At 70.5% G+C, this 13,962-nt stretch carries 12 protein-coding genes; 2 read left to right on the top strand and 10 right to left on the bottom strand.

From position 1 onward, the window contains the following. Positions 1–218: 218 nt before the first annotated feature. Entirely contained in the window at positions 219–836 is a 618-nt protein-coding gene (locus LY41_RS06600) for a hypothetical protein (protein WP_253862995.1), read from the bottom strand. 160 nt (positions 837–996) lie between these two features. After that, positions 997–3,279, bottom strand: a complete 2,283-nt coding sequence (locus LY41_RS06595) for a sodium-translocating pyrophosphatase (protein WP_253862994.1) — start codon at positions 3,277–3,279, stop codon at positions 997–999. 242 nt (positions 3,280–3,521) lie between these two features. On the opposite strand from LY41_RS06595, the gene sftH reads away from it, so the two are divergent. After that, positions 3,522–6,008 carry a DEAD/DEAH box helicase gene (gene sftH / locus LY41_RS06590; RefSeq protein WP_253862993.1) on the top strand — a complete coding sequence of 829 codons (2,487 nt, stop codon included), beginning with the start codon at positions 3,522–3,524 and terminating at the stop codon, positions 6,006–6,008. Here the strand turns inward: sftH and LY41_RS06585 are convergent. The 8 genes from LY41_RS06585 to ssd form a co-directional block, all read right to left on the bottom strand. After that, positions 5,978–6,628 (bottom strand): bifunctional DNA primase/polymerase, encoded by a 651-nt coding sequence (locus LY41_RS06585; protein WP_253862992.1) that lies wholly within the window; start codon positions 6,626–6,628, stop codon positions 5,978–5,980. The two genes, sftH and LY41_RS06585, sit on opposite strands and share 31 nt — an antisense overlap. Before the next feature lie 164 nt (positions 6,629–6,792). Further along, positions 6,793–7,347 carry an Rv3654c family TadE-like protein gene (locus LY41_RS06580; RefSeq protein WP_253862991.1) on the bottom strand — a complete coding sequence of 185 codons (555 nt, stop codon included), beginning with the start codon at positions 7,345–7,347 and terminating at the stop codon, positions 6,793–6,795. Further along, a complete protein-coding gene (locus LY41_RS06575) occupies positions 7,344–7,925 on the bottom strand; it encodes a TadE family type IV pilus minor pilin (protein ID WP_253862990.1) in 582 nt (193 codons plus the stop codon). Before LY41_RS06575 ends, LY41_RS06580 begins: the two co-directional genes overlap by 4 nt. Positions 7,926–8,005: 80 nt before the next feature. Continuing rightward, entirely contained in the window at positions 8,006–8,503 is a 498-nt protein-coding gene (locus LY41_RS06570) for a DUF4244 domain-containing protein (protein WP_253862989.1), read from the bottom strand. A 55-nt stretch (positions 8,504–8,558) separates the two neighbouring features. After that, positions 8,559–9,278 (bottom strand): type II secretion system F family protein, encoded by a 720-nt coding sequence (locus LY41_RS06565; RefSeq protein ID WP_253862988.1) that lies wholly within the window; start codon positions 9,276–9,278, stop codon positions 8,559–8,561. Next, positions 9,275–10,132, bottom strand: a complete 858-nt coding sequence (locus tag LY41_RS23830; RefSeq protein WP_253862987.1) for a type II secretion system F family protein — start codon at positions 10,130–10,132, stop codon at positions 9,275–9,277. Before LY41_RS23830 ends, LY41_RS06565 begins: the two co-directional genes overlap by 4 nt. Further along, positions 10,126–11,343: a TadA family conjugal transfer-associated ATPase gene (locus LY41_RS06555; RefSeq protein WP_253862986.1), complete on the bottom strand. Its 1,218-nt coding sequence runs from the start codon at positions 11,341–11,343 to the stop codon at positions 10,126–10,128. Before LY41_RS06555 ends, LY41_RS23830 begins: the two co-directional genes overlap by 7 nt. A 70-nt stretch (positions 11,344–11,413) precedes the next feature. Next, positions 11,414–12,601 carry a septum site-determining protein Ssd gene (gene ssd, locus LY41_RS06550; RefSeq protein WP_253862985.1) on the bottom strand — a complete coding sequence of 396 codons (1,188 nt, stop codon included), beginning with the start codon at positions 12,599–12,601 and terminating at the stop codon, positions 11,414–11,416. A 388-nt stretch (positions 12,602–12,989) separates the two neighbouring features. Between ssd and LY41_RS06545 the strand changes: the two genes are divergently transcribed. Continuing rightward, entirely contained in the window at positions 12,990–13,808 is an 819-nt protein-coding gene (locus LY41_RS06545) for an HAD family hydrolase (RefSeq protein ID WP_253862984.1), read from the top strand. The last annotated feature ends 154 nt before the right edge of the window (positions 13,809–13,962 follow it).

The following is a 13,962-nucleotide window of genomic DNA, read 5'->3' as shown; positions in this document are numbered from 1 at the left end:
TGCTTCCATGCCGCCGCGCCGGCTCTCGCCCGCCACCCCCACGGTGACTACCCACCGACGGGTTGCACAGGTGACGTCGACCTCACCCGGGCGGGCCGAACGGCCACGTGCCATCGAGGCACCGGCCCGTGCCGAGATATTCCCGGGCGCTCGGCTCACGAATCACGACCGTGAACCACGAACGGCTGGTGGCGCAGCCGGATGACCGCCGGCACCGGTCACCGAGGGGCGGCGATGCGAGGGTCGCCGTCCGCGGAGAGTTGCCCGCAGGTGTGCGAGCGCGTGCCTGCGTCGCGGAGCTCGGGCACCTCGTCGAGGTCACCGAGCAGCTCGAGTGCGCCGACCCGGTCGAGCGTGGTGCGCACGTCGCCGAGGGCGTCGGCACCACTCCGATCGAGCGCACCTTTGGCGTTGACGGCCCGCTCACGTACCCGGCTGTAGGCCTCGACCGTGGACAGGCGCACCCGCTCGGCCCCGTCCACGCCCGTCTCGCCGAGCCCGCGCAGGCGTTCGAGTGCGGTGTCGAGCCCGCCGATCATCACGGTCAGCAGCCTGCCGGAAGTGGCAGAAGTGCGTTCCGGAGTGCTGGCGTCGATCTCGGGCAAGCGGCTCGCGGCGTCGACGACATCGGCTGCGGCGCCGCAGTATTCCTCCACCCAGGCGACGAGCTCGTCGTCACCTTCGGGAGTGGCGGGATCACCCGAGGCCGCAGGGGTGCCGGACGGCCGGTCCCCCGGCCGTGCCGACGACTCGGACGGCTGGCCGCACCCGGCGAGCAGCGCGCAGCCGAGAACCCCGCCGACCAGGCCGATCGTCGCGAACCTCCGCACCCCCAACGCCGCCCCCTCCGGTCACGGTTCGTACTCCACTCGCAGCGGACCGTACCGTCGCATCGCCCGTCCGCGCGAGCACCCGCCCCCGCCACCGCCGTGACCGGGGATACGGCAATCCCGCGAGAGCATTGCCGTATCCCCGGGCCCGACCTGGCCGAGCGGGTCAGGCGTTCGTCGGGGTTTCGGCAGGCGTTTCCGTCATCGCCGAGCCGCGCCGCTTCGACACGACGATGGCCGCGACGATGATCGCCACGGACACGACCGCGAACGTGATCCGCAGTGCGGGCGAGGCGTCCGCGCCCACCGTGAGCTGCACGACCGCGGGCGCGATCAGCAGCGACACCAGGTTCATCACCTTCAGCAGCGGGTTGATCGCCGGGCCCGCGGTGTCCTTGAACGGGTCGCCGACCGTGTCGCCGATGACCGTCGCCGCATGGGCCTCGGAGTTCTTCCCGCCGTGGTGGCCGTCCTCGACGAGCTTCTTGGCGTTGTCCCACGCGCCACCGGAGTTGGCGAGGAACACGGCCATGAGCGTGCCGCAGGCGATCGCACCGCCGAGATACCCGGCGAGTGCGCCCGTACCGAGACCGAATCCGACGGCGATCGGTGCGAAAACGGCCAGCAGACCGGGCGTCGCGAGCTCCCGCAGTGAGTCGCGGGTGACGATGTCGACGACCCTGCCGTACTCGGGCCGGGTCGTGCCCTCCATGATCCCCGGGATGTCGCGGAACTGCCGCCGTACCTCGTAGACCACGGCGCCCGCCGCGCGCTCGACCGCACTGATGGCCAGCCCCGAGAACAGGAACACCACCGCGGCACCGATGATCACGCCGACCAGCGTGTTCGGCGAGATGATGCTGTCGACGAACGAGTCGGGAACCGAGTCGCCGACCGTCCTGCCGACGTTGGTCAACGCCTCGCGGATCGCCGACGAGTACGACCCGAACAGCGCCGTCGCCGCCAGCACGGCCGTCGAGATCGCGATGCCCTTGGTGATCGCCTTCGTGGTGTTGCCGACCGCGTCGAGCTCGGTGAGGACCTGCACGCCCTCGCCTTCCTCGAGATCACCGGACATCTCGGCGATGCCCTGGGCGTTGTCCGCCACCGGGCCGAACGTGTCCATCGCGACGATCACGCCGACGGTCGTCAGCAGCCCCGTGCCCGCCAGTGCCACGGCGAACAGCGCGACCGCGCCGCCGAGCAGGTACGCGCCGTACACGGCGGAACCGATCACCAACGCCGTGTACACCGCCGATTCGAACCCGACCGAGATGCCGGCCAGGATCACGGTCGCCGCGCCGGTCTCCGACGTCTTGCCGACGTCCTTCACGGGCTTGTTCTCGGTGCCGGTGTAGTAGCCCGTCAGCCACAGGATCAGCCCGGCCAGCGCGATACCGATCAGCACGGAGAACGTCGCGATCACCGCCGGGTTTCCTGGCGCGCCGTCGAACGAGCTCGGCAGGAACACGAACGCCGCGATCGCCGACAGCACCGCCGAGATCGCCGCCGAGATGTAGAAGGAGCGGTTGATCGTCGTCAGCGCGCTCTCGCCGGCGCGCGCCTTGGTGATGTAGATGCCGATCACCGCGGTGATCACGCCGATCGCAGGAATGATCAGCGGGAACACCAGTCCGTCGCCGCTCGACCCGAAGGCCGCGCTGCCCAGGATCAACGCCGCCACGAGCGTCACGGCGTAGGACTCGAACAGGTCCGCGGCCATGCCGGCGCAGTCACCGACGTTGTCGCCCACGTTGTCGGCGATCGTCGCCGCGTTGCGCGGGTCGTCCTCGGGGATGTTCTGCTCGACCTTGCCGACCAGATCGGCGCCGACGTCGGAGGCCTTGGTGAAGATACCGCCGCCGACACGCATGAACATCGCGATCAGGGCGGCACCGAAACCGAAGCCTTCGAGCACCTTCGGCGCCTGTCCGGCGTAGACCAGCACGACGACGGCGGCACCGAACAGGCCGAGACCGACCGTGATCATGCCGACGACGCCACCGGTGCGGAACGCGACGCGCATCGCCTTCTCCCGGCCACCGGACTCCCTGGCAGCCGCCGCCACCCGGACGTTCGCTCGCGTCGCCAGCCACATGCCGAGGTAGCCGATCGAGAACGAGAACACCGCGCCGATCAGGAAGAACAGCGAACGTCCGATGCGTTCGTTCCAGTCCTCGGCGGGCAGGAACAGCAACAGCAGGAACACGACCACGCCGAAGACGGCCAGTGTTTTGCGTTGCCGGTTGAGATAGGCAGCGGCACCCTCCTGCACGGCGGTGGCGATCTCGCGCATCCGCTCGGTGCCCTGGTCGGCAGCCAGGACCTCCTTGAGCAGTACGTATCCGAGTACCAGTGCAGCCAGGGCGATCACGGCGACCACGGCAACGATGCCGTAGTCACCTCCAGCCAGCTCCGGAGAGCCGGCCGCGAGGAAGTGCCGGGACATGCGTCCTCCTGAAACGTCGCCTACGCCAGCAGCGACCGGGCGGCCGCGAGGTCCGCGAACTCCGCTGTGTCGACGCTGACATGGGATGTGCACCACTTTTTGCGGTTTGTCGGCGCAGTGTATTGGTAAGGGAGTCGATCTCGGGAGCCCTGTATCGGGGCGGATACCCCTCGCATCGATGTGTCACCGGTCACTCCCGGGTGACGATGGTCACGACAGACCCCTGTGCGATTCTCGAACAGATGAACGACGCCCCGACCACGCGTGCGCGCCGCCTGCTCGCGCGCGCGACGGCAGGCATCCCCGAGGAACGCGATCCGGTCACCCACGTCGCCGACCTGCCGGGACGTGACGCCGAGGTCACCGACTGGCCGTCGTGGGCTCCCGCCGAGGTGGTGACCGCGCTGCGCGGTGGCGGTATCGACCGCCCGTGGACGCACCAGACGACGGGCGCGGCGGCCGCACGGGAGGGCTCCGACGTCATCGTCGCCACCGGTACGGCTTCCGGGAAATCGCTCGTCTACCAGCTGCCCGTGCTGTCCACGCTGGTCACGGACACGTCGGCGACGGCGCTGTACCTCGCACCGACGAAGGCCCTCGGTGCCGATCAGCTGAACGCCGTGTCGGACCTGGAGCTCGACGGCGTACGCGCGGCGTCCTACGACGGTGACACCCCGCGCGAGGAACGCGACTGGGTCCGCAAGCACGCGCGCTGGGTGTTCAGTAACCCCGACATGCTGCACCGCGGCATCCTCAGCGGGCACGCGCGGTGGGCGGCGTTCTTCCGCAAGTTGCGCTACGTCGTCGTCGACGAGTGCCACAGCTACCGCGGTGTGTTCGGCTCGCACGTGGCGTTGCTCCTGCGGCGACTGCGACGCGTGGCCCGGCACTACGGCGCGGACCCGGTGTTCGTACTGGCATCCGCGACCACCGCCGAACCCGCCGAGTTCGCCGCCCGTCTCACGGGCAGGCCCGCCACCGCGATCACCGACGACACGTCGCCGCGCGGCCCGCGGACCGTCACGTTGTGGGAGCCGCCGCTGCTCGACGAGCTGACCGGCGAGAACGGTGCTCCCGTACGGCGGTCGGCGGGTGCGGAGGCTGCACGCATCCTGGCCGAGCTGGTGATCGAGGGCGCTCGCACGCTGGCGTTCGTGCGCTCACGCCACGGTGCGGAGCTGACGTCGTTGGGCGCCAAACGCATCCTCGCCGAGATCGACCCGGCACTCGAGGAGACGGTCGCCGCCTACCGCGCCGGATACCTGCCCGAGGAGCGCCGACGGCTCGAAGCCGATCTGATGGCGCGGCGGCTCCTCGGTGTGGCGACCACCAATGCGCTCGAACTCGGCGTCGACATCTCCGGACTCGACGCGGCGGTGCTCGCCGGCTACCCCGGCACGTTGGCGTCGTTCTGGCAGCAGTCGGGCCGTGCGGGACGCGCGGGCGACGACGCACTGGTGGTGTTCGTGGCGCGGGACGACCCCCTGGACACGTATCTGGTGCACCACCCGGAGGCACTGCTGGACCGGCCGGTCGAGACCGCCGTGCTCGACCCGGTCAACCCGTACGTGCTGGCACCACAGCTCGCGTGCGCGGCGGCGGAGGTGCCCTTGAAGGCCGGCGAGCTGGAGGTGTTCGGCGGCGACGAGGCCCGCGCGGTCCTCGAGTCGCTGGTCGCCGACGGCGTACTGCGGCGCAGGCCGAGCGGGTGGTACTGGACGTCGCGGGACCGGCCGCAGTTCGACGTGGACATCCGCGGATCGGGCGGTGAGCAGGTGGCGGTCGTCGAGGCGGAGACGTCGCGACTGCTGGGCACGGTCGATCCGGGCTCGGCACGTACGACGGTGCATCCGGGTGCGGTGTACCTGCACCAGGGGTCGTCCTACGTGGTCGACGAACTGGACCTGGAAACCGGGCTGGCACTCGTCCATGCCGAGGATCCGGAGTGGAACACGTCGCCGCGCGAGGTGACCGACATCGAGGTGCTAAAGACGCATCAGCAGCAGCGGTTCGGCGGAGTCACGGTCTGCCTCGGCGATGTGGCCGTGACATCTCGGGTCGTCGGCTATCTGCGACGGCTGCCGTCCGGCGAGGTGCTCGACCAGGTGGCCCTCGACCTGCCGGAAGAGGAGCTGCGCACGAGGGCCGTGTGGTACACGATCAGCGACGAGCTGCTCGACACGACGGCACGAACCGGCAACGGCAACGGCAACGGCAACGGCAACGGCAACGGCAACGGCAACGGCAACGACACCGTCGCCGCAGTCGAGCCGGGAGATGCTGCAGGGCGCCGGGAGGGGCCGGGGCTGGAAGCGGCGCACCTTCCCGGCGCCCTGCATGCTGCCGAGCACGCAGCGATCGGCCTGCTACCGCTGTTCGCTACGTGCGACCGATGGGACATCGGCGGAGTGTCCACCGCGTTGCACGCTGACACCGGGGAGGCGACGGTGTTCGTGCACGATGGCCATCCCGGGGGTGCCGGATTCGCCGATCGCGGGTTTGCCGCGCTGGTCCCATGGCTGGCCGCTACGCGGGAGGCGATCGTCTCCTGCGAGTGCCCGGCCGGGTGCCCGTCCTGCGTTCAGTCGCCCAAATGCGGGAATGGCAACGAACCGCTGGACAAGGCGGGGGCTGTGACCGTGCTCGACGTCGTGCTCGGGGCAATGGGACGCGACGGCGAACACGGTCACGGGGTGGTTCAGGCCGCGGACGGAGTCGCGGCGCGCTGATCGTCGGGCGGGAGTACGGCGGCCGACGCCGTGGCGGTCCCGTCGTCGTGCTCACCGAGCAGAGCTCGGACCAGCACCTCGTTGATGGTCGCCGCCTCCGGCAGCCGCCAGCCCCAGATCTCCGGCTTGACGCGCCAGTGCACCACGCCCTGCCGGTACGGAGTCGGGGGCAGCGGCACATAACCGTCCCGGCCGTGCCAGGTCACATCGTCGTGTTCGGCGAGTACCGGATGCACCGCGTCGGCGGATGCGGTGAGGAACAGCCACCGGCCGTTCGGCATCGCCACGATCGGCGCCGGGTGGCCCGTCACTCGCAGCAGCGACGCTGCACGGCGACCGAGTTCGCCGCTGACCTCCAGTGCATCGACCATCGTGCCGGTTGCCACGAGCAAGCTGCACGGCTTGCCGGTGAACCACGCCGCGACCTGACGCGAGTGGGCGCCGAGACGGCTCTGCCAATCCGCGTGTGCAGGTGTCGGGTACTGCCAGTCCGCGCCCTCACTCTCCGAGACCGTGCCCGGCAGGATCGGCCAGCCGCGCTCCACGAGGCTGATCGCCTCCGCGCGCAGCTCGATCCGGAACGAGCCGCGCCAGCTGTCGGGCCACTCCATGTCCAACATGTCTTGCTCAAGCCTCCTGAAACCGTTCGCACCGTTGCGTTCGCGGTGTCTGATCTCACCTAACGGCAAGTTGCACCCCTCGCGACAGAGCCGCTCGACAACCGGACGACAGAAGACGATGAGTGAGCATCGGCACAACGGTCGCGCCGAAGGTCGGGCACCGGTCATCGGTCCCGGGTGCCGATGGACGTACCGTTCGTCGCGGCTGCGTCCCGGGACGCGGCCTCCAGGTCACGGCTCGGCGGAGCCCTGGCGACCACCGATTCCTGCGCAGAAGTCGTGCGTCGCACGGACCGCGAATACCGTTCACCGCGCGCAGTCGACCGCTGCTCGTCGTTCTGCCCTGCCGCAGCAGGCGACACGGGACCGGCACGAGCACGAGCGGTCACCGGTCCGAAGGCCGCGAGCCACGGTCCGCCGTCGGCTTCGACCACCACCAGCGCGTCCGGATGCTCCACGCGGCATTCGATCAGCTCCACCCGCATCCGGTCGGTGACCGTCGCAGCGGATCGGCACGCATCACCGGCGCTGCGGTCCACCCGGCCCGCCGTTGCCAGCGCCGCCAGGTCCGCCGCGTTCGAAGCCTGCTGCCGGACCGCAGCCACATGGCCGATCAACCACACCGTCCCCGTAACCACCAGTAGACCCACGATCGCGAGTGCGCCCCACACCGTCGCCACTCCCTCGTCGGTGTCCTGTCCCGGTTGCACGTACGTCATCGGCGCTCCTCCGCCTCCCCGGTCCGATCCCCGCCGGCAACGGCACCGCCGCCACCCGGCCGGCCACCGTCGTGATCGGTGCCGGACCCGCCACCACCCTCGGGAACCTCACCCGCGGAACCCTCGCCGTCGGAGTCCTCGGTGTCGGAGTCCTCGGTGTCGGAGTCCTCGGTGTCGGAGTCCTCGGTGTCGGAGTCCTCGCCATCAGGGTTCTCACCCTCGTGGGCGCCGCCGTCGTGTTCACCGCCGTCCGGGCGGTCTCCTTCCGCTCCGGGTTCCCGGACCGCGTAGGCCCCGGCCGAGAGTTCGACCCCCGGCAGCAGTCCCCCGAGGAACGGGCTGCGCACGGTGACCTCGACGCCGGTGCCGTCATCGGCTGCCGCGAACGTCGCGCCGTCGGGAGCGAGTCGCCGGACGGCTTCCCGAGCACGGGCATCGTCGCCTCTGCCGAGCAGGCGCGCCGCTTCACCCGCGGCGTCGGCGCAGCGCACCTGAGCCAGCATCGCCGTGACGACACTCAGGACGAGCCCCAGCACCACGATCAGTGAGCACACCGTGATCGCACCTTCGACGGTCACCGAGCCTCGGTCGGTCCCGTCCCGCCCGCCGCACTCGCGGCCACCGGTGCCGTCGCGGGCACAACACTCGACGCCGGGCATCAGAAGTCCACCGACAGCGCCTGTTCGATGACTGACGTCAGCGCGGAGGCGACCGAGTCCCCCGTGACGATCATGTACAGCACCGCCGCGAGCGCTGCCGCGGCCAGAGTTCCGATCGCATATTCAGCAGTCGACATGCCCGCGTCACCGTCGACATCGGTGAATGTATCGTCCGCCTCGCCACGATCGGCAGCAACGCCAGGACGGTCGCCGGGGTCTCCTTCACCGTGCCGTCTCCGCCGATACTCGCCATCGGCCGTTCCGGTACACGGCACCCGTTCCCGTTCCGTCCCCGCCTGTCTCGGCAGCAGCGCGGCCAGGTCCACCTCCGGCTCGCCCTGTGCGACACCACGCGACCGGGCCGTCGCCTGCGGCACACCTCCTCGCGCCGGCATGGCGGCCATGGGCACGCCGGTCTCCGAATCCATCGGCAGCACCATGTTCACCGGGCCGGTGACCGGCTCGACCGTGCGCACCATCCTCGTAACGGTATTCATGACATTCCCTTCTCCATCGGTTTCCGGTCGCCGGCCTGCTTTCCGTCCAACCGGTTCAGACCAGTAGTTCACTCGCGAGTCCGATCACCACCGGCGCGATGCCGAGGCACAGAAACGCGGGCAGGAAGCACAATCCGAGTGGCCCCGTCACAAGGACGCCTGCACGCTGAGCCCGCGACTCGGCGGTATCCACGACGGCATCGCGTGCCCGGTGGGCCATCTCCTCGGCGACGCCCGCGAGCGCGCTACCGGAGCGGGCCGTACGACAGGCGGCGCGAGCGAGCTCGGCGGTGGCCGGACACTGCCTGGCCGGCTGCCAGGCCTGCCGTGGTTCGGCACCGAGCGCCAACAGGCCCGCGGTGGCACGCAGCGCCGCAGCGGCGCCGGGCTGGGCGGTCGGCGCCACGGCGTTCACTCCGGTGGACACGGGCATTCCCGACCGCAGACACGCCGCGAGCAGATCGCCCGTCGCAGCCGTGCGCAACGGGTCCGGTTCCTCACGAGCACGGCGCGCTCGCACCCACCGGACACCCCACCACACCCCTGCCCCGACGACCGGCGCCGTCACGAACGCTCCCACGCCGGCAACGAGCAGCACCGCCGATATTCCCGCGAACTCCGGAAACCCCGGTGCCGGACACTGCAGCGGCCGCTGCAGCCACGTCCGGTTCGACGGGCCCCGCCGGGTGGGAAGGACCATGCGCAACCGGGCGGCCGACGGCACGGACGGCAGCCAGAGTGCTGCGGCGAGCAACGCGGGCACGAGCGGGTTCATCGGGGCAGAACCCTTCCGGTGATCGCCGACGTCCACGCCACGCCGCCGAGCAGCAGGGCGGCGCCCACCGTCAGGAGCGCCTGTCCGGGTGCCGTGGTGAACAGCACGCCGAGCGGTGCCGCACCCATCGCCTCACCCAGCAGCACTCCCAGCACGGGCAGTCCCGCGAGAATCAGCGCGCTCGCCCGCGGTCCTGCCATCCGCGCGTCGAGTGTTCCCGCGAGCCGGGCTCGCGTAGCCACGTCGCGGTGGACCGCATCGACGATGTCGGCCAGTGCGAGCCCGTGCCTGCGCGCGAGTGACCACGCCGTCGTCACCCGCTCCAGCACACCCCCTGGCAACGACACCGACCCGGCCGGCAACGCGGCCAGTCCCGCGTCCGGTTCGCCACCGAGCCGCACCGACTCCGCGATCGCCCTGAACACCGGTGTGATGTCGGAATCGGCATCCTGTGCAGCAGACTCGGCTGCCGTTGCCGGATGTGCGCCCGACCGCAGGTCTCCCGCCATTGCACGCAATGCCTCTGCCAGGCCTGCCAGAGCGGAAACACCCCGCCGGACGCGCCTGCGAGCACGGACATGCACGAGCACCGCCGCCGCCCCGCATCCGACGGCCAGCACGACGCCGACACCCGCCCACACGGCCAACAACAGCACCGGGACCGGCCCCACCGTCGCGGCGACGCGCCACGACCACGGCCGCCCCCATCGGCGGCCGACCCGGTCCCGGCCGGACGGGTGGCCGACCGAGCCGTGCAGCCTCCGCCTGCCTCGGCACTCCGGCCAGATCAGCAGCGCCACGCCGCAGACCGGCAGGGCCGGGGCCACCGCAGCCAGCTGAACGGACGTCACCACGGCGGTTCCACTCCCCGGTCCCGCAACAGGGATGCCAGCAGCTCGCGATCCGCCGCAGGCCCGGAGGCCGTCCAGACGGGTCGCACCTCCACGCCCTCCCGACTGCGGTGAACGACACCGATCTCGGTGAGCCGCCGGGTACCGTCGGTTCCGCGAGCCATGTGGAGCACGACCTGAACCGCCGCCGCGAGCTGACTGTGCAACGCCGACCGGGTCAGTCCACCGAGTGCAGCCAGTGCCTCGAGCCGGGCGGGCACTTCGCTCGGCGAGTTGGCGTGCAACGTGCCGGCACCGCCGTCGTGACCCGTGTTGAGTGCGTTCAACAGCTCGCACACCTCGCGGTCGCGCACCTCGCCCACCACCAGTCGGTCCGGCCGCATCCGGAGGGCCTCCCGCACCAGATCCCGCAGCGTCACCTCACCCGCGCCCTCCACATTGGCCGGTCGCGCCACGAGCTGCACCACCTGCGGATGCGACGGCTGGATCTCCGCCGCGTCCTCCACACTGACGATGCGTTCCTTGGGGGAGACCGCGCCGAGCATCGCCGCCAGCAGCGTCGTCTTTCCCGATCCGGTCGCACCGCCGATCAGAAAGGCCAGCCGTGCGGCGACGATCGCCTCCAGCACCCGGAAACCGGAATCGTCGACGGTTCCGGACCTGCGCAGCGCGCGCAGGTCGTGTGCTGCGGGCCGGAGCACACGCAGGGACAGGCACGTCCCACCGGCCGCCACCGGCGGCAGCACCGCGTGCATGCGTACCCGGCCGTGCGGTCCCGCCCCGGGCAGCCAGCCATCGACGAACGGCTGAGCATCGTCGAGCCGCCGTCCTGCGGCAAGAGCGAGTCGTTGGGCGAGTCTGCGAACGGCCTCCTCGTCGGAAAAGGTGACATCCGTGCGGCGCAGTCCGCCCGCTCCGTCGATCCACACCTCGGCGGGAGCCGTCACCAGCACGTCGGTCACCGCCGGATCGTCGAGCAGCGGCTCCAACGGTCCCGCGCCGACGAACTCGTGCCGGAGCAACCGCACGGCGTCGAGAACATCCAGATGCCCGGCGACCCCGGAACTCTCGGCCCGTACGGCTTCGGCCACCGATTGCGGATCGGCCGCCGAACCGGCATTCGCGAGCCGCCTGCGTACCCGTTCGACCAGTCGGGCATCGGCGGGAGACGACGTTTCGCCGTCAACTCCTGAATAGACAGTTCCGGATTTCATATTTCCCCCTGGAAATCGACAATCGGATCGGACGGACCAGGTTCACGACCCGAAACAGCACTGTGGACACTCACGTCGCGACGACCTGGCGGAGCACGGCGCGCGCCGCGGTGTCGAGCGGGCCACGGCGGCGCGGGTTGAACGAACCGCGTTCGACTGTCTTGGCGACGCGCCGATCGGCGGGCAGCCACCCCAACAACGGCACGCCCACCCCGCCTGCCACGTCACGTGCGCTCAGCCCGTCCGGCGACGGGCCACGGACGAGCACCCGCGTACGGGAATGAGCGTCACCGATCCGCTCGAGCACTCGTGAGGCCGCGGCACACGCACGCAGTTCGGCCGGGACCACGATCACGACGAGATCCGCGATCGTCAGAACGGACTGTCCGCACGGCCCCGGTTCCCGCGGGAGGTCACACACAACGGTCCGTCCCGCACGCACGCCCGCCCTGAGAACCGCCTCGATCGTGTCCGGCGCCGGACCGGGGCCGTCGCGGTCGCACGAGAGCAGTGAGACCGGGCCGTCGGAGGGCCCCGTCACCGGCAACGCGTCGTCGAGCGCCGACATCGCCACCCGCCCGCCCTGCACCCGCACGTCCGGCCAGCGCGCTCCGTCCTGCAATTCCGCACCCAGCACGAGATCGATGCCGCCGCCGAGCGGGTCGCAGTCGATCAGCACCGACCTGCCGCCCGATCTGGCCGCGCACACGGACACTGCCGCAGCCAGCACCGACGCACCGGCCCCTCCGCGCCCGCCGAGTACGGCGACCACGCGGCCCCGATCCGCGCTCGGCTCTTCGACGACATCGGCCAACGAGGTGAGCAGCACTCCGTCGGTGTCCGGCAACGTCACGACTTCGCGTGCGCCCAGCAGGAAGGCGCGGCGCCACATGCTCTGCGGTGGTTTACCGCCGCACACCAGGACGACATCGCTTCGCCGGGGCCGTACCTGCGCGCTCGGCGCGACCTCCTCGTCGACGAGCACGAGCGGCGCGTCGCGCCAGTACGGCTCCGCCTCGTCGAGATCGGGGACCAGAACGAGATCGCAGTCGACCGCCGCGGCGTGTCTTCGGATCTCGTCCAGCACCCGGCCGTCCCGTGCCACGACGAGTGGCCGCCTGCCCGGGTCGGCAGCGGCCCGGGTCGCCGGCTGATCGCCCTGCGCGCCTGCCACGGCATTCCCGGTGACGGCATTCCCGGTGACGCCATTCCCGACGACCAGGCCCTGCTCCGCCCGCCGGTCCACGGTCCGTTCCATCGTTCCCCCAGAAAGCTTCGGTTGCCATCCACATTCACCTGCGGCCACGGCGACGGGAAGAGGGAATTCGAGAACCTGTGGACAACCGGGTCGTTGTGGATAACTGCGCGGTAACCGACCGGCAGTAACCGACAAGGGTTCTGAGGAGGCGGCCCCCGCCAGGGGGAGGAAAACGGGGACCGCCCTGGCTCGGCCGGGGGTGAGCCGAGCCGTATCCGGGCGCGATACCGGACTACTTTCAGGGTAGCTCCGCCGAACCGTCCGAAACCCGTTCTGAACAGGCAATTCGATAACAGAAGGGTCGCGGCGTCCGGTAGCGTGAAGGGAAGTCGCCGACCACTGCCGTGCGGCCTCACGACGGTCCCCGTCGATCACTTATCGTGGCACCGTGGCCGATTCCGGGAGCGATCCGACCAGCGGCGTCGCAGCGTTCTTCGATCTCGACAAGACCATCATCGCGTCCTCGAGTGCCCTGGCGTTCGGCAGACCGCTGATGCGCGAAGGCATGATCAGCCGCCGCACCGCGCTCAAGAGCGCGTACGCCCAGCTCGTGTTCTCCCTGTCGGGTGCCGACGAGGACCGCACCGAACGCCTGCGGACCGAGATCTCCGCACTCTGCCGGGGTTGGGACGTGGCACAACTGCGGACGGTCGTGGCCGAAACGCTGCACGACGTCGTGACACCACTCGTCTACGCAGAAGCCGAGGCGCTCATCGCCGCCCACAAAGCACAGGGCCACGACGTGATCGTGCTGTCGGCGGCAGGCGAGGAGGTGGTCACGCCGATAGCCGCGATGCTCGGTGTCGACGACAGCGTCGGCACCCGCATGAGCGTGGTGGACGGCCGCTACTCCGGCGAGATCGATTTCTACTGCTACGGCGAGCAGAAGGCCGCCGCAGCGAGTCGGCTGGCCGCCGAACGCGGCTACGACCTCGCCCGCTGTCACGCCTACAGCGATTCCAGTACCGATGTCCCCCTGCTGGAGACCGTCGGGCATGCGCACGCGGTGAACCCGGACCGAACCCTGCGCCGGATCGCCACGGAACGGGCATGGGAACTCCACGCCTTCGACAAGCCGGTGTCGATCCGGTCCAGGATGACGGCTCGCAGCAACGTGCTGGCAGGCCTCGGCATCGGGCTGGGCGCCGCCCTGGCCGGCGTCACCGCCTACGGACTCGTCCGGCGAATCGGCGGCCGGCCCACCTGACGACGAGCCCGGCACAACAGCGCCCGCCGCGGCGCCGTCAACACCCATCCGGCGGCTGATTTTCCTGGCCATGGCGGGAAACCGACGTCACGCGCACATTCCGCCACAATCTGTACCGGTGCACCCGGACAACCCCTTGAAGTGAACTGCATCA

The sequence above is a fragment of the Prauserella halophila genome (assembly GCF_024171895.1).
GTDB classification, from domain to species: domain Bacteria; phylum Actinomycetota; class Actinomycetes; order Mycobacteriales; family Pseudonocardiaceae; genus Prauserella; species Prauserella halophila.
The sequence above is the reverse complement of the archived record's forward strand: the minus strand, read 5'-3'. Positions and strand labels throughout refer to the sequence as shown.